The 20,644-nt window shown below is 38.9% G+C and carries 19 protein-coding genes; 6 read left to right on the top strand and 13 right to left on the bottom strand.

Going from position 1 to position 20,644, the window contains the following annotated elements:
* Window positions 1–21 precede the first annotated feature (21 nt).
* From KCG35_RS10170 to KCG35_RS10195, 6 genes are read right to left on the bottom strand one after another with little or no spacing between them, the layout of a single operon-like run.
* Window positions 22–516, bottom strand: coding sequence for a hypothetical protein (locus tag KCG35_RS10170; protein ID WP_215819583.1), 495 nt, complete (start codon window positions 514–516; stop codon window positions 22–24).
* Window positions 517–1,224 (bottom strand): OmpA family protein, encoded by a 708-nt coding sequence (locus tag KCG35_RS10175; protein WP_215819584.1) that lies wholly within the window; start codon window positions 1,222–1,224, stop codon window positions 517–519.
* Window positions 1,225–1,275: 51 nt separating this feature from the next.
* Window positions 1,276–2,490: a hypothetical protein gene (locus KCG35_RS10180; protein WP_215819585.1), complete on the bottom strand. Its 1,215-nt coding sequence runs from the start codon at window positions 2,488–2,490 to the stop codon at window positions 1,276–1,278.
* Window positions 2,491–2,543: 53 nt separating this feature from the next.
* Window positions 2,544–3,890 carry a sodium ion-translocating decarboxylase subunit beta gene (locus KCG35_RS10185; protein ID WP_215819586.1) on the bottom strand — a complete coding sequence of 449 codons (1,347 nt, stop codon included), beginning with the start codon at window positions 3,888–3,890 and terminating at the stop codon, window positions 2,544–2,546.
* A gap of 16 nt (window positions 3,891–3,906) precedes the next feature.
* Window positions 3,907–5,691, bottom strand: coding sequence for a sodium-extruding oxaloacetate decarboxylase subunit alpha (oadA, locus tag KCG35_RS10190; protein WP_215819587.1), 1,785 nt, complete (start codon window positions 5,689–5,691; stop codon window positions 3,907–3,909).
* Between the two features lie 46 nt (window positions 5,692–5,737).
* The gene (locus KCG35_RS10195; protein WP_215819588.1) at window positions 5,738–5,998 is read right to left on the bottom strand and encodes an OadG family protein; all 261 of its coding nucleotides are present in this window, start codon (window positions 5,996–5,998) and stop codon (window positions 5,738–5,740) included.
* A gap of 762 nt (window positions 5,999–6,760) precedes the next feature.
* Here KCG35_RS10195 and KCG35_RS10200 point away from each other — a divergent pair.
* Together KCG35_RS10200 and KCG35_RS10205 are read left to right on the top strand one after the other, a co-directional pair.
* Complete coding sequence (locus tag KCG35_RS10200; protein WP_215819589.1) at window positions 6,761–6,967, top strand: YgdI/YgdR family lipoprotein; 207 nt, start codon at window positions 6,761–6,763, stop codon at window positions 6,965–6,967.
* Between the two features lie 577 nt (window positions 6,968–7,544).
* A complete protein-coding gene (locus KCG35_RS10205) occupies window positions 7,545–8,462 on the top strand; it encodes a glycerophosphodiester phosphodiesterase family protein (protein ID WP_215819590.1) in 918 nt (305 codons plus the stop codon).
* A 50-nt stretch (window positions 8,463–8,512) separates the two neighbouring features.
* On the opposite strand, the gene KCG35_RS10210 is transcribed toward KCG35_RS10205, so the two are convergent.
* A complete protein-coding gene (locus KCG35_RS10210) occupies window positions 8,513–9,562 on the bottom strand; it encodes an acyltransferase family protein (RefSeq protein WP_215819591.1) in 1,050 nt (349 codons plus the stop codon).
* Between the two features lie 483 nt (window positions 9,563–10,045).
* Window positions 10,046–10,582, bottom strand: a complete 537-nt coding sequence (gene yfcD / locus KCG35_RS10215) for an NUDIX hydrolase YfcD (protein ID WP_215819592.1) — start codon at window positions 10,580–10,582, stop codon at window positions 10,046–10,048.
* Window positions 10,583–10,890: 308 nt separating this feature from the next.
* On the opposite strand from yfcD, the gene ppnN reads away from it, so the two are divergent.
* Complete coding sequence (gene ppnN / locus KCG35_RS10220; RefSeq protein ID WP_230409122.1) at window positions 10,891–12,270, top strand: nucleotide 5'-monophosphate nucleosidase PpnN; 1,380 nt, start codon at window positions 10,891–10,893, stop codon at window positions 12,268–12,270.
* 131 nt (window positions 12,271–12,401) lie between these two features.
* On the opposite strand, the gene KCG35_RS10225 is transcribed toward ppnN, so the two are convergent.
* Window positions 12,402–13,187: a substrate-binding periplasmic protein gene (locus KCG35_RS10225; RefSeq protein ID WP_215819593.1), complete on the bottom strand. Its 786-nt coding sequence runs from the start codon at window positions 13,185–13,187 to the stop codon at window positions 12,402–12,404.
* A gap of 216 nt (window positions 13,188–13,403) precedes the next feature.
* Here KCG35_RS10225 and KCG35_RS10230 point away from each other — a divergent pair, with 216 nt between their 5' ends.
* The 3 genes from KCG35_RS10230 (at window position 13,404) to KCG35_RS10240 (ending at window position 16,790) form a co-directional block, all read left to right on the top strand.
* On the top strand, window positions 13,404–13,862 hold the full coding sequence (locus KCG35_RS10230; protein ID WP_215819594.1) for an HIT family protein: 459 nt from the start codon (window positions 13,404–13,406) through the stop codon (window positions 13,860–13,862).
* Window positions 13,863–13,951: 89 nt separating this feature from the next.
* On the top strand, window positions 13,952–14,989 hold the full coding sequence (locus KCG35_RS10235) for a ThiF family adenylyltransferase (protein WP_215819595.1): 1,038 nt from the start codon (window positions 13,952–13,954) through the stop codon (window positions 14,987–14,989).
* A 4-nt stretch (window positions 14,990–14,993) separates the two neighbouring features.
* Complete coding sequence (locus KCG35_RS10240) at window positions 14,994–16,790, top strand: asparagine synthase-related protein (protein ID WP_215819596.1); 1,797 nt, start codon at window positions 14,994–14,996, stop codon at window positions 16,788–16,790.
* 10 nt (window positions 16,791–16,800) lie between these two features.
* On the opposite strand, the gene KCG35_RS10245 is transcribed toward KCG35_RS10240, so the two are convergent.
* The 4 genes from KCG35_RS10245 to KCG35_RS10260 all read right to left on the bottom strand — a co-directional run bounded on the left by KCG35_RS10245 (window position 16,801) and on the right by KCG35_RS10260 (window position 20,568).
* The gene (locus KCG35_RS10245; RefSeq protein WP_215819597.1) at window positions 16,801–16,974 is read right to left on the bottom strand and encodes a hypothetical protein; all 174 of its coding nucleotides are present in this window, start codon (window positions 16,972–16,974) and stop codon (window positions 16,801–16,803) included.
* A 126-nt stretch (window positions 16,975–17,100) separates the two neighbouring features.
* Entirely contained in the window at window positions 17,101–18,303 is a 1,203-nt protein-coding gene (locus tag KCG35_RS10250; RefSeq protein ID WP_215819598.1) for a serine hydrolase domain-containing protein, read from the bottom strand.
* 4 nt (window positions 18,304–18,307) lie between these two features.
* Window positions 18,308–19,483 carry a hypothetical protein gene (locus KCG35_RS10255; RefSeq protein ID WP_215819599.1) on the bottom strand — a complete coding sequence of 392 codons (1,176 nt, stop codon included), beginning with the start codon at window positions 19,481–19,483 and terminating at the stop codon, window positions 18,308–18,310.
* Window positions 19,483–20,568 (bottom strand): DUF3419 family protein, encoded by a 1,086-nt coding sequence (locus tag KCG35_RS10260; RefSeq protein WP_215819600.1) that lies wholly within the window; start codon window positions 20,566–20,568, stop codon window positions 19,483–19,485. The genes KCG35_RS10255 and KCG35_RS10260 overlap by 1 nt, the downstream gene beginning before the upstream one ends.
* Window positions 20,569–20,644: the final 76 nt, after the last annotated feature.

Here is a 20,644-nt window from a genome sequence, read left to right on the forward strand (position 1 = left end):
AGCATGTTTGACTACATGCTTTTAAAATATAAGCGGGTAGGGTGGATAGGCTAAAAAAAATGCCGAAAGCGAAAACTGACTTTGAATCAGTTGGTTGTACCCTGCCCTACGCTTAATTCGTTGATCAAACCCTTTGTAACGAATTTTTTGCAGACACAAATTACAAATAGAAAAACACTTAAACTCTGCTGTATTTAACAAATTCTCATTAGCCGATATCACCAGGGATTCTGATTGCTTACACACCCGCTCTATCACCTCGCACCCACTAATGTGCAAAGTTTGATCAGTACCAGCTACAATAATTCGACTATTTTTGTAGGCTATTGTTTGATCACAGAGTTTCCGTAAATGCTGACTATCAATCGTAAGTCTGTCTTCAGATAAAGTGATTCGCTCATTGCCTGTCAGGTGTTTTTCTGGATTAAATAGCTCGAAATAACCCAGTTTCTTAGTCCCTATTTTTTCTCTTAACTGATTAAAAGGCTCAAATGTTAAAAAATTAATCAGCTTCATTCACTGAATACCCTCAATAATTTCAGCGATTCTCTCCTCAGCATTGGTTCTTAACCTAAACTCAACTCTGCGTGACTGTGCACTTTTCTCCTCATGATTTTCTGTATAAATCAACTTAGAAGAAGACAACCCATTTGCCGTCAAATGCGCTTTTAACCACGGCTTTTCTTGCTGTACCAGTGCCTGTTCAAGGGCAAGCAAATAAGCAAGGGTTGTTCGTGTCCTTGACTGAGATAAAGCCATATTCTTAACATAAGCATCATCCTGATTTAAGGCATTATCCCAACCACTATCAGTATGCCCCTCAATTCTTACCTCTTCAACAGCACCTCGAAAGTCATCATCGGTAATAATTTTTAAGTAACGAGGAAAAAAGTCAGCAAGAATAGATTGAAATTCTGTTTTAAGTTCTGCTTTACCTCGATCAAATAAAATATCGGTGTTATTAAACCGAATACTGGCATCATCGCTTAATGTTGCTCCCCAGCGGGGCAAATCATCTTTAAATTCAGCATACAAGCGTGTATGTAAATCCAATTTTAACCGTTGATAAATAAGCGCCACATTACGAATTTTATTACGTTCATGCTCAATTACCACCACAAACAACACCGCAATCAACATAAAAATCATTAACAGGCCAGCCATTAAATCACTCATAGCTACCCAATGAGATTCACTCTCTGCGGCATGCTCTTCAGTAAACATCGTAAAACCCTTACCTATATATCGGCCGTCCCTTTAGCACAGGGTATAGCATTAAGCATCCATAGCTTCAGCGATTGTTATTATTTTCCGTAATTTTTCTGTCAACGGTGCATAGTCACTGACAAACTTTTCTGATAATGCGGTTAATTGATAACCAAAGGTTTCAAGTGACTTATTTAACTGAGATGTCAATACACTATCTAATTGCTGCCAGTGTTTTTCTGTCAGTCCGACTAAGCTTTCTCCCTGCTTGTCCAATACCTGTTGATAACGCTGTAACTGGGTGCTTAAATTTCTATGATCCATCACAAGGTCATTGGCTGTTTCTGTCATTAACTGCTTCATTTGCTGCTGGTTCATCGTTAGTGTATCAGCCAGCCCCGATGTTAAACTGATAATTCGCTCTTCCAGTTTCGGTAAACCACTGGATGCCGAATTAACAATCGTACCCAGTAACTGAAGATAATCTTCCAGCCCTTTTGCTTGCTTTTCTAACCCCCCCAGTAATTGTTCAAGTGCACCAGACACCTGAGTAAATATACTGGTTTGCTTAACCACACGTTCATGAGCCGCGGTTGCTTCAGTCATTATTTGCAGGGATACCTGCTGCTGTGCCATAAACTCATCCAGCTGGTGTCGGGTGACTTGCTGCCACTCAAGCATCCCACCAACGGCTTTATTTAACGCTTGAAAATTTTCACCATACTGCACTTCTATTTTTTCATTAAACTCAATCAATAGTTCGCGCAAACTTGATTGCAATGCCTGCGTTTGCTTAGCCGTTAATGCCTGCTGGTGCTGTTCATAAATACACTGCAACTGAACGATAGCCTGTTTAAGGTCATCATGCATACCAACAACGGCCTGTTGTTGGTTATTACCTTGTTGTTGAATCGCATCCCGAACTTCGCCTAATAACTCAAGCTGAGTCTGGTAGTGTGTTGTTTCTGCTCGACTTGGCTTACTTAAGACAAAGCGTGCTTTTATGGTCAGTGCAGCACTTAACCCCGCAATAGATGACCAAAAAGCAGTTTTAAGCCCTTCAATAAGCATGGGTACACTGGCTTGAATATCAGTCGTATCAAAATTCTTTAAACCTAAGGCTATTCCTAAAAAGGTCCCAAAAATACCAATACTGGTGAGTAGCGTTGGCGCGTGATTAACAGTTCGAGGCTGAAAGGCTGCGATATGAAAGTAGACGGCTAATAAAATAATAAGACCAATAAGAATGGCGGTCAGCCAGGAAAATTCAATGTGCGCATCCATGTGCTTGTGCTTGGTTGGGCGTCGTCCACAACTCAGGACGACGCACAGGTGACTTATAAACCAGAAACGTACTTAATCATAACACCCGCAGCAACTGCAGAGCCTATAACACCTGCCACATTAGGTCCCATGGCATGCATTAACAGGAAGTTATGTGGATTAGCTTCCAGTCCCAATTTATTTGATACTCTAGCAGCCATTGGTACAGCTGACACACCTGCAGAGCCAATTAGTGGATTAATTTTATGCTTGCTGACTTTATTCATTAATTTAGCCATTAGTACACCTGTTGCTGTACCAATACCAAAAGCAACAATACCCAAAGCCAAAATACCTAAGGTTTCTGCTTGTAAAAACTTATCAGCAACCAGCTTAGAGCCAACCGATAGTCCTAAAAAGATAGTCACGGTATTAATTAAAGCATTTTGTGCAGTATCACTTAACCGGTCAACAACGCCACATTCACGCATTAAGTTACCAAAGCAAAACATTCCTAATAACGGCGCAGCATCAGGTATAAATAACGCGACCAAAATAAGCAACACTAAAGGGAAGCATATTTTTTCTGTTTTTGATACATGACGTAGCTGAGTCATTTCAATTTTTCGCTCAGCTACTGTGGTCAACGCTCGCATAATAGGAGGTTGAATCAATGGGACCAGAGCCATATAAGAATAAGCTGCTATTGCAATTGCCCCTAACAACTGTGGCGCTAAAACACTAGACACATAAATCGCTGTAGGTCCATCTGCACCACCAATGATGCCAATTGCCGCAGCATCAGCCACGGAAAAGTCCATCAACCCTGTCGCAGAAAGACCAAGTGCTCCTAGCACCGTAGCAAAAATGCCAAACTGAGCCGCCGCGCCTAGAAACAACGTTTTAGGATTGGCTAAGAGCGGCCCAAAGTCAGTCATTGCCCCCACCCCCATAAAGATCAAGAGTGGGAAGACACCGCTACCAATTCCGGCTGCATAAAAATAGTACAGCACGCCATGATTATACTGTAAGTCAAGTGCCGTATTCATTGCAGCTGTTTGTAAATGGTGGCTGGCTGTAGCGTACTCTTTTAACAACAATAAAGGATCTGTCGTTTTTGATTGCAAAGCTCCCGCAATTGCTGTTACCACATGCTGTGCATGCTGCTGCAAACCAATATCGTCAGAAGCCAGGTAATGAGCTGCTTGATATAAGGCTTTGTCCAAGGCAGAAAAAGCTAAACCAGCCTCAGGAATATTGGCAAGAATGCCTCCAAAGCCAATGGGTACTAATAACAAAGGCTCAAAGTTTTTACGAATGGCAAGAAACAACAGCAATAAACCAATTAATATCATTACAAACTGGCCAATGCTTAAATTATACAGCCCTGACCCTTGCCAAAGTGCGTAGAGTTTTTCCATTGGAGCTACACCTTTATTACGCCAGAGTCAGCAGCGGATCACCCACTACAACCGCATCGCCATCCTTCACATTAACAGTGATAACCTTACCCGCTTTATGGGCACGTATCTCTGTTTCCATTTTCATTGCTTCTAACACCACCAGTACATCACCCTCTTGTACGGTTTGTCCTGGTGTGACATGCACTTTCCAAATAGTCCCTGCAAGTGGTGCTATTACTGGCTCACCACTGCCAGCATTCTGACTAGTACTCGCGGCAGCAGGAACAGCGGCTACAGACTGAATATCCCCCCCCTCAGCGACTTCCACCACATAAGCCTGACCATTGACTTTGACGGTATAAACCTCGTTTCCATTGACAGTTTGTGGTGCTGTTTTAGCCTGAGCAGGTGCAATCTCCTCCCCTGTTGGCACTGGTTCAAAGGCATCAGGATTGCCTCGGTTCTGCAAAAACTTCAAACCCACTTGTGGAAACAATGCATATATCAACACATCATCCACTAGCTCATCAGCCAAGGTAAACCCTTTTTCTTTAGCTAGCTCTGCCACTTCTTTAAGCAGCTTGTCCATTTCCGGCTGAATTAAATCACCTGGACGACAGGTGATAGCTTCTTTGCCATCCAGTACTCTGTTCTGAAGATCTGCATTAAAAGCAGCAGGCGCAGCCCCATACTCACCTTTAAGGATGGCGGCAGTTTCTTTTGAAATATTTTTATAACGCTCACCAGTAAGCACATTAAGTACTGCCTGAGTACCCACAATTTGTGAAGTAGGCGTCACAAGGGGAATATGCCCTAAATCTTCCCTAACCTTGGGAATTTCTTCCAATACATGGTCAAACTTATCCAGGGCACCTTGTTCCTTTAACTGGTTTTCCATATTCGTCAACATACCACCTGGAACTTGTGCCACCAGTATACGAGAATCGACGCCTTTTAATTTACCTTCAAATTTGGCGTATTTCTTTCTTACATCACGGAAATAAGCAGCGATTTCTTCAAGCAATAACAGATCCAGTCCTGTATCGCGATCAGTATTTTGCAATGCAGCCACTATCGATTCAGTGGGTGTGTGGCCATACGTCATACTCATTGAAGAAATAGCTGTATCGACGTTATCAATGCCTGCCTCAATGGCTTTCATCAGCGTCATCGGTGAAAGCCCTGCTGTTGCATGGCAATGCAGTTGAATAGGAATTGACAGTGAGCGTTTTAGCCGAGAAACCAGCTCGAAAGCATCATAGGGTTTTAAAATGCCCGCCATATCCTTAATCGCTATCGAATCAGCCCCCATATCTTCAATACGTTTAGCTAGATCCACCCAGTTTTCAATAGTATGTACAGGACTTGTTGTATAAGAGATAGTCCCTTGTGCGTGCCTATCCTGCTTCTTAACAGCCGCCAGTGCAGTCTGTAAGTTACGAGGGTCATTCATAGCATCAAATACCCTGAAGACATCTACGCCATTTTTAACCGCACGCTCAACAAATTTTTCTACTACATCATCCGCATAATGACGATATCCAAGCAAGTTTTGCCCCCGTAACAACATTTGCTGAGGGGTTTTTGGCATGACTTTTTTCAACTCGCGAATTCGGTGCCAGGGATCTTCGCCTAAAAAGCGAATACACGAATCAAAGGTGGCACCACCCCACGACTCTAAAGACCAGAAACCAACCTGATCAAGCTTACTGGCAATAGGCAACATATCATCTAAACGAAGACGCGTTGCAAACAACGACTGATGTGCATCCCGTAATACAACATCGGTAATTCCAAGGGGCTTTTTATTTTCACTCATGAGGAAAGGCCTTTTCCATCGCTAACCAAAAATGAATTGTTATCTGTTAGTCCCGATCAGTATGCTTTTTACGGTATTGCTGGATAGCTGCAGAGATAACCGCAATCAGTTGGGTATCCTCTGCTTCTGCAGGGACAGGACCTATTTTTGCCAACTTAGCTGGTATTAATTTTTCGGGGAAATATTTCTGGACAACAGCTGACATGAGTTCTGTGGCATAGATCAGCAGCGTCAAGAACACAAATACAAACCCCATTCCGAGCAACATTAAGTAAAGACCTTCGGTCATTAATTCAGCAGGGGTCATAGACTTTCCTTAACTAGAATTCCACGCTGTTAAGCGATATCCAGTATAAACGATATCCACATCTTACGTTGTCCATTCTTTACACGCCTGATGCCTTCCTTCACGACAACAATCAGACATTGCTATTCATAATTAGATATCTACTAGCGACTGGATTCAGTTTTAATGTAAAACTTTATGGATAACTTAAGTGATTTCGGGTCATTAATGTACATTGAATCAATTCGTTAGGCAAACATTGCTGTATTAATACGTATTGTGTTTGACTTAATTCAATTTTTTTGCTGCCAGGTGATGGTTATTATGTGTCCACTCAGTCATCACAGTCACAGTTACCTGCTACACAGATTTAAAACATCCGCATCATAAGTGAACCAAATTAATGATACAGGTCTCAATAATTTTAAAGCATGGCTGGAGCTTTGAATATTACTCAGTAGAATAAGCTGAAACTCAACATCACAAGCATGTTGTTCACCCAATAATAAATGATTCTATAAAGTCTTTTCTTTTTAACTGAAAAGACTTGAACTTAAACAGGAAAATAACGTCTGGAAGACAAGGGCAAGCGTTAGCTGAGTAAGTCTAACGTCTAAGTACATGACTGAGCATTGTAATGATCAAGTAGAAACCCTGAAAGACAGCCCTATGAATAGGAACTAAACACAACATAAGCCGCCTATTCTTGCGTCAATCAGGTATACTCCTAAGCTTAGTATAATAAGCGAGTATAATTGATCACCCTATTATAGGAGTTGTCAAATGAGAGCTGTATTACCGCTTGTATTATTTGCTGCATTAACTGGCTGTTCTACCCCCCACTTGATCACGCTTCAAGATGGTACCCATATCCAAACTGTAGATACCCCTGATTTTAATGAAGACACGGGCTTCTATGAGTATGAGACAGACAACGGCAATGATGAGTCTGTCAATAAAAATGTTGTCAAAAAAATCAGAGAGCTATAACGCTTCAAAGGCATTGGATATATTCATAGTAATTGGGTTTTAAAACAGATTAGCTCAAAGCAAAATGGTCTAAAGCAAATGGCCCCACCGTACGCGATAGACCATTTCAGTCAGTGTAAGCTGTACACCGCTCACTGTTTGGCAAAAAGCAAAATCGCCTGTTTAAAAATTGCATCACTTGTTTAATATAAAAAGCGAATATAAAAAGTGTCTACGTAAAAAGCACTTAAACAAAAATAGATTCAACATATAAGACGCCAAAAGTACAGCTTAACACTCGCCTCAAGCTTATTCACCCAGCCCAATGGTCGGACTGTCTATCAAACTTGTTGTAAGCGTTTAAACAAGCTTAATTGATGCTAGTAAAGTTGCATGGCAAGCACTTGAGCAGTACATTATGACACCATGAAAATCCTGTAACACCTTTTCTGCAGACGGGATAATTGCAGTAACAACCGACAACCTGATGAGCAGTAATCTTTTGCATTCCTTCTTTGATTAATGCTGTGTCAGATGAAAGCCACCCAATAAAAGAGCTTTGTCGGTTAATAACAACAAAAACAACAGAGAGATGAGCATGAAGCGCCTTGCAACAATCGTCATATTACTATTGATAAGCCTTTACCTTATTCCTTTTACCATAACAGCTCTATCAGCCCCTCCTAATGCCCCCACTATTACCCAACCCCAAGACTCTCCTTTGGTGATTGCCCATCGAGGTGGTAGGGGGTTATGGCCTGAAAACACTTTATTTGCATTTAATAATGCCGTTAAGCTTGGGGTAGATATGTTAGAAATGGATGTTCGAAGTACCGCAGATGGCACCCTCGTCATTATGCATGACCCAAAAGTAGACCGCACAACAAATGGCCAAGGTAATATCAAGGATCTGTTATGGACAGATCTACAACACTTGGATGCTGGATACTCTTGGACAAGTGACAAAGGACAAACCTATCCTTTTCGAGGCAAAGGTATCACAATTCCCACACTCACCTCCGTGTTATCATCTTTCCCCCTAAAGCCCATGGTTATTGAAATCAAAGAGGTTGGCATTGAACAAAAAGTTTGTAACGCTATCCGTAAATACAATATGCAACACAATGTCATTGTTGGCTCATTTATAGAAACGTCCCTTTATACATTTCGTGAAATTTGTCCAGAAGTTGCCACATCAGCAAGCCATATCGAAGTCAGGAACATGGTCATTCTTGATACATTCGGTTTAGGCCATTTATACCGTCCGCCAGCAATCGCGTTACAAATCCCTGAATATCATGATGAACGGCTTATAACCTCCCCCTCTTTACTCGCCACAGCCAGCCAACATCAACTTTGGGTACAAGTATGGACAGTCAATGATACTGCACAAATGCAACGCTTAATGAAACAAGACATTAATGGCATTATTACTGACTACCCAGATCGACTGATTAACCTAAAACAGCAGTTGTTCAAACAACCCACTCAAGCCTCAAATGAATATTCTCATTAACCCAAAGATCTATATATAGCCAATACGAACGATTTTTTGTATGGCCCCCCCTATTTGCCATTGAATAGCAAGCGCAATAGGGGTAAACGAAGTATCAAGAAATGATGAATACACAGTGATAATAGCATAGCGCTGACAACAATGAGGCTGAAGCCTAAATACATATTCAACTCCAACTGTACAATCCATATGCCAAGACTTATTACTATCAAGTGATGGAAAAGATAAATACTATAAGAGGCATCTGATAAATAAAAAAATACACGTGATTGTCGATTAAATAATTTCGAAAAAAAGCAAAAGCAGAGTTGACACGCTAGCCAAGTAATCAATCCATGCAAATAGATGTTAACTACTTCCAAGCCAAGTCCTGATATTAATTTAGGTGCAACCTCAACACTAATACAAGCAATTATTAAAAAGAGCAAATAGATCCACTGAAAACTGGCAAACAGATATTGCATATTTTTGTTACGATAAAGAAATAAGCCAAATATGAAATACTGAAAATAAATTAACAAACCAAATAATGTAACACCACCCAGTGAAATACTATAAATAGGTATAACCTTCCCCAACATAATAACCAAAAAGTCATATCCTGGTAATAGTAGAATAAGCCAGCGCCTCGACAGAATCTCACTGGCACTTATTGCCAACATACCTTTTAAAAAAGGTAGTTGCCTAACAACCCATACAGCAAAGACAGCGACTAAAAAATACCAACATAAATTAACAAGAAACCACAAATGAGAAAGCCATCCAGAATCCAAAAAAAATCGCTGAACAGTAAAATTACCCAATAGATATTCTTGTACTGAGTTAACCAACAAAGCTGTTGAGACTAATGGAATTATAATTCGTTTCGAGCGCAACTTAATAAATACAGGTTCACCATATTTAATAACTGTCATAAGACAAAAAAAACCTGAAACAACAAAAAAAGCCGGCATTCTAAACAGATGAATAATATTACTTAGCTCTGAAAAAAATATGGCGCGTTCTCCACTGACAACTTTCCAAACATGATCAGGGTTATAAATTTGCGCCGCATGCAAAACAACACCTAATAGCATTAATGTGCTGCGCATTGCATCCATGTAATAAAGCCTCATGCTAATTCTCGCTCTACATTGAAAACCCTCAATTGCAGTGCAGAATTCACGCCAAATAAATTAACCTAAAAAATGGCTACATTGATCATAAACAAATATAAGGTTATGAACGATTACTAAAAAAACACGACAACAATATTTCAACAAAAGATTTATAAAGTGTAAAAAAGCACAACAACACTTTTTGAAACTTTACTCAAAATATAGACAACTAAAGAAAAAAATTGCTGGAGGTGTTGTCAAAAATAACGTATAGAGAAGTTAAAATTGCTAAATATGCTTCACGCATTTTTATACAATTTTTTAAGTAGAGGGACAGAAAGCCTATGAAGACTTTCTGCAAGGATACAAAGTATAATAGTTTAAAGTGTTGATTATGTCTGAGTCTAATTCTATTTGAGTTTAGCGCTTACTGATTAACCTCATCGCAATACATACCTAACAAACATAACTGGCTTTATGGGTTATTTAAACTGCAACTGCAAGCTTAGGCCACAACCGCTGTAACGCAATCAGGCTATCTGGTGTAAATTGCAGTGACTGCGATGAACGCAGAATGTCTTCAGGCCACAACAACACGACATCCTCCACCTCTTCAGCCTCTAATGTCAGTGGGCCATCGTATTCACAGGTATAAACCTTACCCCAAACCCGCTGCTCTGACTCCTGAAAATAAAAATGGAAGTGACTATGTAAAGACACACCAGTGATCCCCATTTCTTCTTCCAACTCACGATAAGCGGCTGGCTCATACTCTTCCCCTGCTTGCACCACCCCTCCTGCTGCAAGGTCATAAAATCCAGGGTACACATCTTTAGTGACTGTTCGCTTTTGAACTAACAACTGTCCAAGTGGATTAAAGACAAACACATACACGGCCCGATGACAAAGCCCTTGTTTACGCATTTCTGATCGGCTACTTTCACCAATACACTCATTTTGTTCGTTAACAATGGTCACCCGCTCATGATGGGTACAAGGTTTAGCTATTTCTTCACGTAGCATGGCTCTCCCTCATTATTTTTATCATGCACAGCCATCACTGTGGCTATTGTACTAGGCTTGTCACACCATATCATGATGTTGACTGATGGCCCACCCCTCTCTCTGCCAATCTCACCATCAAATTACCAAACGACCTTCTTCAAACAATCTTTTTCAAACAGGACCAAACTTGAACGCCTTAATCGTGCGGTTTCGACTAATTACTGATGATGTGGACTATTTCTTTTGTAGGTTATTGAACTCATTCACTAAATGTTTTATCTACAATGAGATTAGGCACGTTAACACAAGAAGCAGATAGAATTCATATGAGTGAAACATTAATCTCAACGTTAGTCAGTCCCAGTGGAAGTATGAGTGTCCTCTCTAATAATGAAGTTAAACAACTTCAAGACACGTCCAAAGGGGGACTTTACCAACTTTTTCGTCAGTGCTCACTGGCTGTCTTAAACTGTGACGAGCACTCCGATAATCCCTATAAGATTCTTCAACAGTATCAAAGCTTTGATATACGCATCATTCAAGAACACCGTGGTCTTAAATTACAACTGATTAATGCACCCGGTAATGCCTTTGTTGATGGGCAACTCATCAAAGGGATCAAGCAAAATCTCTTTGCAGTTGTCCGCGATATTCTCTATGTCGCAAATGAAATTAGACAACATGCTGCAGTTAACACTGAAAGCTCTACGAACATCACTAATATGGTATTCCATGTGTTACGCCATGCGAATGCTTTTCGCCCCAAAGTACATCCAGATACTGTTGTATGCTGGGGAGGACATTCCATAGGTGAAGCTGAGTATAAATACACCAAACGTGTAGGCTATCAGCTTGGGTTGCGAGGTATGAATATATGCACAGGCTGTGGTCCGGGCGCGATGAAAGGCCCTATGAAAGGTGCCAATATTGCTCATGCAAAACAGCGTATCACTGGCAGTCGTTTCATAGGGCTTACGGAGCCTGGCATTATTGCCGCTGAATCTCCTAACCCTATCGTCAATGAGCTAGTTATCATGCCCGATATTGAAAAGCGCTTAGAGGCTTTCGTCCGTATGGGACATGGTATTATTGTGTTTCCTGGAGGTCCTGGTACTTTTGAGGAAATCCTTTATATTTTAGGCATTTTATTACACCCCAGTAATCGTGACATACCATTTCCTGTTATCTTTACTGGTCCAGGATCCGCGAAAAGCTACTTTGCGGATATACACCAGTTTATTGGTAAAACGCTCGGCCTTGAAGCCCAGCAACGCTATAAAATTATTATTGACGACCCTCAAACGGTTGCCCGAGAAATAAAATATGGTTTGGAGGAGGTCACCCGCTTTAGGCGGCAGACAGGTGATGCATTTTACTATAACTGGCAGTTAACCGTAGACAATGAATTTCAGCAGCCTTTCGAACCAAACCATGAAAATATGGCTGATCTTCAGTTATCTAAACAATTACCTGCTTACAAGCTGGCAGCCAACTTACGACGTGCGATGTCTGGTATTGTTGCTGGCAACGTCAAAGAAGTTGGCATCGCAGCAATTACTGAGCATGGTCCTTTTAAACTTTTTGGCGACCCTGAGCTTACTGAAGACATTAATCAACTACTGCACTCCTTTGTTGTCAACCAGCGGATGAAACTCCCAGGGAGTGGTGACTACGAACCTTGCTATGAAATTATAGGAAATCATTAAATTAATCAGGAGTACCGCTCATTGCATATAAAAGAGAGACTGGTACTCCTGAATTTAAATATATATTTCAATACAGTGTAGAAGGCATTGCTGAAAATGACATATTGTTAGAGATGCGCTTTAACCAAACATCACTGTTTGTAAGCACCTGCTAATAAATCTTCCCGCCATTTATCCAGTAAACCTTCACGTTGTAATTGCTTAATCCCTTTATTAAAGTCTTTCACCAGTTGTTCTGAACCAGCATGTTTTCGTGAAAATAATAAATGGCCCTTCGCCTCAACAAGAGGCTTAGGGTTAAAATCAACTAAATGTACTACAGATTTATCAAACTTCTCGGCTAATAGGCCAAACCCGGCAACAGTCCCCATTGGAAACACGTCAATTCTTGAAGCAAACAGCTTTTTAAAATTTTTATCATCCGCAGAGGCTGTTTGTACGTTTAGTTTTCCAGACTTAGCTAAACCCCAGAATTCTTTGGTATAGGTATAACCTATAGTTGCACCAATCGTTTTATCAGAAAGATCGGTCAGTTCATTCCACGCTTTTAGTGGATTAGTTTTCAAGTGAAAAAATACCGTCTTCTCTGACATCACAGGTTCACTATAAATAAAATCCTTTTCTCTGTCTGCCGAGTGAAACCAAAAAGATGTTGCCTGGAAGTCCCCTTTTTTAGCGGACTCATAGGCACGCTTCCAGGGTAGGAATTTAAACTCTACTTTATAATCACCAGCCCTTTTAAACGCCTCGTCAATGACATGACTCACAAATCCTTTATGCTTTAAACTGTCTGAGGCCCAAGGCTGATACTCCCCTGTCGCAATTAAAACCGTGTTTTCTGCCAGACTTGTTATAGAAAAACTAACACTCAATAATACAACGCACCACCTGTTGAATAATTGATAACCCATTTTCATGTAATTACCTTAAAAACATCACAATACTGTCATTTTCAGGTTAGTACATCATTTATGCATCATCGAATATAGATCAGGTGGTCTAATAATTACCCTCAGCCTTTATTTGCAATAATACTCAATCATATCCAGAGAGTGGATTTATTATAACGTTACATTATTCTTTAAAAGGTATTTATTGAATAATCTCTCAACATAACGCACAAGGAGTAAGTCATGCATTGTCTATTTTGCAAGATGATTGCAGGAGAAGAGTCCTATCACAAAATCTGGGAGGATGAAGCACATTTAGCATTCTTATCTGTTTTTCCGAATACTGACGGTTTTAGTGTAGTCATCACTAAAGATCATTACTCTAGTTACGCTTTTGATCAAGATGATTCTGTCTTATGTAAACTTATATTAGCATCCAAACATGTTGGAAAATTACTTGATCGTGCATTAGAAGGCGTTGGTCGTACTGGATTGATTTTTGAGGGATACGGTGTTGATCATCTTCATAGTAAGCTTATTCCCATGCATGGCACAGGCAACACCTCAACCTTCAAAAGCATACACTCAACGCAGAATAAATTTTTTCATTGCTATGAAGGCTACTTATCCTCTCATGACCACGAACGAGCCAATAACAAAGCATTAGCACAACTTGCCAAGCATATTCGACGTTTTACTTGATACACCCTGAAAAATCATCTAATTAAATTACTGATTATAAAAATATCAATAGTAGGTCATTATTACCTATTCATGACATGGAACAAGCTATGGATGGCTACTCGAAACCGTTAGTGACTACCACAAATGTAAATAAAGACATCTCACCCCAATTAATGTCTCCTAGAGAATTAAACGCTTTATTTAACAAAATCCATCTTTGTTACCATCACCATGGTATCTGGCTTAATAAAGACGTAGCCATTGGCATCTTACACCCTGGTCTCCTTTTCCAAATACACAACAACGCCCAGTCCTTAACTATTAGTACACCCAAAGGAGAATTTGGCCTACCACTAAATAATCGAGATACTGTCGTAGCAAGCTTAATGGCTGTAGGCGCTATCATCCCAGGTACAGCAACTGAAGTCGAAACCATCCACCACTTACTGGTCAACAGTATCTACTCTCGCAGTATTTCATACAGCTTGTGTTTTGCGGATTGTTGTAACCAATTACTAAAAGCAATTGAAAGTATTAATAACATACAGATGGCATTTATTGGATTTGGAGGTATCGCTAACCATTGCTTATTTAACTTAGCAGGAAGCGGTTTTAAACATTTTATATTATGTGATCACGACCATGTTGAATCAACTAATTTAAATAGACAGTTATTATTTACCCAAACCGATGTCGGGGAGTCTAAAGTTCAAGTAGGAAAAAGAGAAATCCTTCGACGTTTTCCTGACTGTGATATCACTTGCTACACCAATGAACTCAACTCCTGTAGTCGAATGGATTATCTCTCTCACACTGATTATATTTTAATCACTGCTGATGAACCTCCTGGCCTGGTACACAACTTATTAAAGCAATTAGTATCCTCTCACTGCAAAGCCTGTATAATTCTTGCAGGCTATTCGTGTAATAGTGCTATTATCCATGAACTAGATCAACAGCTGCCCTCTCCAAGTTTCCCTTGGCTACGACTGACAAATAGCATCATGCCAAGTCATGGGCCTATTAATGCTGAGTTAGGAGCTAAAGTGGCAGAAGCCGTTTACCAACGAGTCTGTCATTTTTCCTCATCCAAACCCCTTCGTTTTGCTCAACCTTTAAATCACTTTTCAATTGGGTTTTCATAATATTATGTGTGGCTTTTTAGGCTACGTAGGCAAATTAACACCTTCCTCTGACATCATTACAAAAGCACTATCCTATATTGCATATCGTGGTGATATTTATGGTGCTATCCACCAACCTTCCGTTCATATCTGGTGTACCCGCTTAGCAAGGACAGGAAACCTGGAACGCCCACAACCCGTTGTGAACCAAAAAACACGGGCGATTACTTGTCTAAATGGAGAACTATACAATATCCATCAGCTTATTAATAAAACTCAATCAACACTTGTTCATTATAGAGATATATCAGATACAGAGTATTTATCCTTACTTTTATCTCACCCATCAGCAGCAACATCATTAAGTCAGTTACAAGGAGAGTTTTCATTTTGTCACTGGAATCAAGCAAAACAACAACTTTGGCTTGCAAGAGATTCATTTGGCAGTAAACCACTATTTTATAAAATTTTAGAAAACAGCATTATTTTTGGCTCCTCAGATAAAGCCGTTGCAGTACTAACAGAACAGCACGAACAAAGTTCCAGCATTAATATAACGGCTGCACAAACATTTTTAGTCTACGGTATAACTCCAGAAGAGACTTTAGAAAAAAATATTTTTCCAGTTCCTGCTGGACAGACCATTGAGTTTAATTATTTCACTACAAACCAAAGTATCACTAAACATATTTTATTCGAAAGCAATTCCTTAGATTTAACTGAACCTAAGAAGACCAATGAAAAATCCGTGATTAATACCTTACATACTTCGGTTCATAAACGCATTATTCCCCAAAAAACCTGGGTCGCTGCCAGTGGGGGGGTCGACTCCTCCATTATTCATCACCTTGCAATGTCAATTGACAATAGTATTCCAGGCTATTGTGCTGTATGGCATAGAGACAAGCCTCTTCAGCTCCACTCTAACGTAATTCCAGTTTTAATTAGTCCTGAATCCTTACAACAGAATATAAACCATTTTTTGATGCTCAGTAACCGCCCTATCACTTCGCTTTCTGGGTTAGCTATCTATTTAACTGCATTACATGCCAAAAAAGATGGTTTTGATACTGTGCTAAGTGGTGAAGGTGCCGATGAAATATTCTGGGGATATCCTCACTATTTTGTATCCAGCAAAAGTCATCCTTTTTTTATTCAGCGTCAAAAAGATTTGAAATTTATTTCTGAAATAGCAGGTATTGATATCTTAACAAACGTTAATTCGACAGCTTTCTCAACATCCACTCAATCACCAAATCCCTTTGATTGGAATAAAATTGATTTCAAATACAGACTTCCAGGTCATTTATGCAGAATGAATAATGATTTACCTTACCTTATGGCAAGCATAGAAAGCCGCTTACCTTATATAGACTGCTTGCAGTACTTTTCAGCTAAACGACCATTAACCAATAAAAAAGTATTATTTGATTACTTTTATCAAATAAGTGGACTAAAACCCACCAAACATGGAATTTGTTTTGGATGTCAACTATTAGGAATAAAATGGTTTAAACAGCAAATTGAACAAATTAATTATGCTACAGCGGCAGAACTCCTTCAGATCACAAACCCTAAAAAACTGTTACACACACTAGTATCAAATTGGGCATTACTAGAAGAATTATCTTTAGGAAACTATTATACTCATGAAATTATTGCTAGATTTTTAATGGGTATTATTTGTTTCTGCAAACTACCTGATATCTTTTTAGCCATTAACGACTTAAACACATTTTGGCGTGAACAATTTACAACTATTTCAGAACAAGAAGCTATGTTGTGTGATAGTCATACAGATGTAACTATCACACAATGTTAATAGCTAGAAATTAGTTAATAACAATTAACGAGTTAATGCTACTACCTTCACGCTGCAGAACAATGCTATCCAGGCGTTTAGCCACATCAGAGCCCAATGTTTTAGAAAGGGTTTGACGTTGTTGGTCACTTAATTTGAGTTCAACTTTTTCAGCACTATGCTGAGGCTTTCCTTCCTTAGACATACCAATATCTCTCTTCCATTAAAAGGTTGTTTTTAAGTCTACACGTCCAGTATAAACTATAAGAGTAAACTTTTTTTTAGAAAGCATGATTTTTATATACTAAAAACAAATAAAAAATAGCATTTCTTAGTTAAATGACAACGCTCTGCCACAACAAATATTAGCTCCCTCTAAACCAATTTGTTTTAAAATTGACATGGTTATATCCAAATACTTAAACATATCATCAGCCATATAACGAGTTCGGTGAGTGCTTTTCTTTTCACCTAACCGAACAATAACAGCATTCATTGCTGGAACAACCAAAATATATTGACCTTTGATACCCTGTATTATAACAACCTCCATGCTCTTATAATTAGTTAGCCAAAAATGATAACCGTAAAAATCTACTTCTTGATCATCCCTATGATCTTTGAGATACCTTGCAGGACGTAATGCATCAACCAAATACTGAGAAGGAATAACCTGTTGATCCTGCCATTTTCCTCCATTTAATATCAATTGGCCAATACGTGCAAAATCCTGAGCGTTACTAAAAAAACAACAAAAAGCCTTTTCTTCCCCATTAGCCTGATCTAAAGACCACAATGCAGGTTGTGTTGCACCTATCGGTTGCCATAGCTTTGCTGCTGCATACTTGGAAATAGTTACACCTGTTGCCTTTTCAAGCACCTCAGCTAATATTTGTGTATTAATACTGGCATAGCGAAAGTGTTGTCCTGGCGGTTCTGCCACTTGCATCGTATTTACCAGACCTGATAGACGCTGTCCATAATAAGCCTGTGCTGTGACAGAAAAAGGACTACTATAGCTCTCATCCCAGTTTAAACCAGAACTCATCGTAAGTACGTCTTTTATTCTAATATGCTTACGTTGTCCCTGGTTAAAAGCAGGTAAAAAATCGCTTAATTTTTGCTCTAAATCTTGGATATAACCTTCAGAAATTGCCACCCCTAATAGTAAGGAAACAATACTTTTTGCCATAGAAAAAGAATTAGAGCGAATATGTTCATCATACCCTTGCCAGTATCGTTCAAACAGTAATTTACCATTATGCACAATCAAAAATGCTTTTGAATCATATTTACTTAATATCGATTGAGCCTCTTGACTTAAAGTGATTTTGTTATATTTCTTAGCTTTGGACCAAGGCATCGATTTACTAACTTCAACAATATGGTTATTAAATATTTTATGATCATCAAGATCAGCTTTTTGATACATCAAAAGAGAAGGCAAATAACGATAAGGGCCAGCCATCAGAAGCAATGTAATGACGATTAGCAATGATAATGTGCAGCCAATTATCCATTTTAGAGGTTGCATTTATTTAAACCTTCATCGTTGTAAAAATTTTCTTTGCTAATGTATTATACAATAAAGCCAACAATCGCCACCCAAACTGTTGCCATTTCGATAAATGATCAATATATACAAAGTCAAATTCAAAACTTGGCTTGGCACCACGTCGACGTTTAAATTCTCCAGCGCCTGAACTGAGGTTAACAGGTAGGTTTTCCTCCTTAGACTGCTTACATAAATAACTGATACTACATCGATAAAGCCCTGTATCTTTCGCCTCGAGTGTTTGATGGCCAACTAAAGAACTGATTAACTGCTGTTCAGACTTATAATAAGAAATAAATCCTTCCAGTGTTTGCTCAGATGCCTTATTAAAAAATCCAACAAAATTAAAACACTCACTTGTCAACGTGTGCTGAAACCAACGCTCATTATATTGAAGACTGTACCTTGAGTATTTTTTCACATACAGTTCTCTATATAAATTGCTTAATGCTTGGGAGTAATCAAGCTTTTCAACATGCTTACCATTCATGCATGATAACTGGTAAGGAGTATTCTTTAAAAATTTTTGATCCGTTTTGAAAGTACGCCGTTGTTTAGCGGTGCTTAAATTAATATCTTCAACTGTTGACTGGTCCCAGGTATATACCTGTCGATGAACGATTTTTAACAGCCCTGTTTCGGCCATTCGTTTCAACTGCTCATGTGCTGTTTCAGTACAGCCTTTAAAAACAATAGCATGTTGTGGAAACTGACAGCTTAACTTTTTAATAAGTGATTCAACTTGTTTTCGCTCTAATGCTAAAAATGGTCCTGTAGGTAATAACCAGTTATTCACATAAACGACTCGGTTTAACTTAAGTAAACCAAATATGTGTTTCAACCCATAAATTAATAACTGTAAACTGATTCGAAGAGATTTTTGATTTATAGTGCTTATAAAGTCAGCAACATAATGAATATAATAAGCGATAGGTGAAGTTAAATAACACCGATCCTGTTCTCCATTATTAATAACCAAAGGCACAACCTCATTATCAACCTTTGCAATGAGTAATGGCTGATCAACATTATCTATATAGTTTCTTGTGCCATTCTTGACTATGGGTAAAAAATAATCCGCAGCAAGCTGACCAGCTCTTGTATTAGGAAAACGTAAATGAACAACAGATTCTCGATCATAAAGGGTAACTTCAGCCATTAACAGGCTCTCCGATAGACTTGGATATGCCAAAGCTGAGTAACGTCTTCCGCAAATAATGTCTGGTACTCATTGGCTATATCAATAAATCCTGTTGTATCTGCTGGAGCTAGCCTTAAATGTCCTCGACTAACCACTTTACTTTCTGGAAGTAGCTTAGCCTTAATGTCTTGTAAAAAAACTTTTTCCCGATGTGTTTCGAAAAATGAAGGTACATCAGATAAAGAAACAAAATCAACGGGGTTTTCCTGTTCTTTGATGGTATGAATAATATCACCAAGAACATAGTTTATTTCTGTTATATTCAGTGCTTCTTTAACCTTATCAAAAACATGTTGCTCAGTTTCAATAGGGTTACCTGCTTCAAAGCGAAGCTCACCTAGCAGTAATAGCTGTAAAAAAAAGCTTTTTTTAGCGAGCACTTGCTGAAATAATTGTTTAAAAATACGTTGGTAATGCAGGTAAGCAGAACCAGGAATATTTTTCTTAGGAAAACTTCCTTTATACAGCAATGCATTTAATACATTAGCATTACCAAGTAATAATACGATTAACCGCCATAATTTATTTGGAAAATCAGCGCTGTTAACAAAGTAATTTTGTTCTTGTAAGGTGTTAAAAGTAAAAAGTATGTCAAGTTTACCTCGGGTAACCCTGCGAATAAATCGGCTAAACTTGATTAATGTTGACTCAAAATTTCCCAAATAAATAATTGGAGCCCACTGATGACGTGAGAACAAACGATTCAGTTGCCCTTTTAACTCAACATCTAGAGGTAGTGTATTGAATAATTCTTCTCTTTTTTTATGGGAGAATGTAGATGGAGGATATCCTAAAAAACCAATAAAATCATCATATTCAAAATGCTTTGCTGCAATAACTCTGAGCTGTGTTAAGGCTAATTGTTCCTGAGATATATCAACACAGGTTAGTTTTTTTGGTTGCCTTGCTAATAACGGCAATATTCTTGCGCCACTCCCTGCAATGGAAATAACATGATTAACACTATCCTCTAATAGCCTATATTCAATCAGACTATCTTCATCCCCTAAACTATAATTCAAATGTGTAAAATAAGTTTGCATGCTTTTCGCCATAGGGTCTATTAAAGTAACCTTAGATTATTCGGGCTAACGGCATCAATACCTAAGTGAAGATCCC

The organism is Zooshikella harenae, from assembly GCF_018837975.1.
Taxonomy (GTDB): domain Bacteria; phylum Pseudomonadota; class Gammaproteobacteria; order Pseudomonadales; family Zooshikellaceae; genus Zooshikella; species Zooshikella harenae.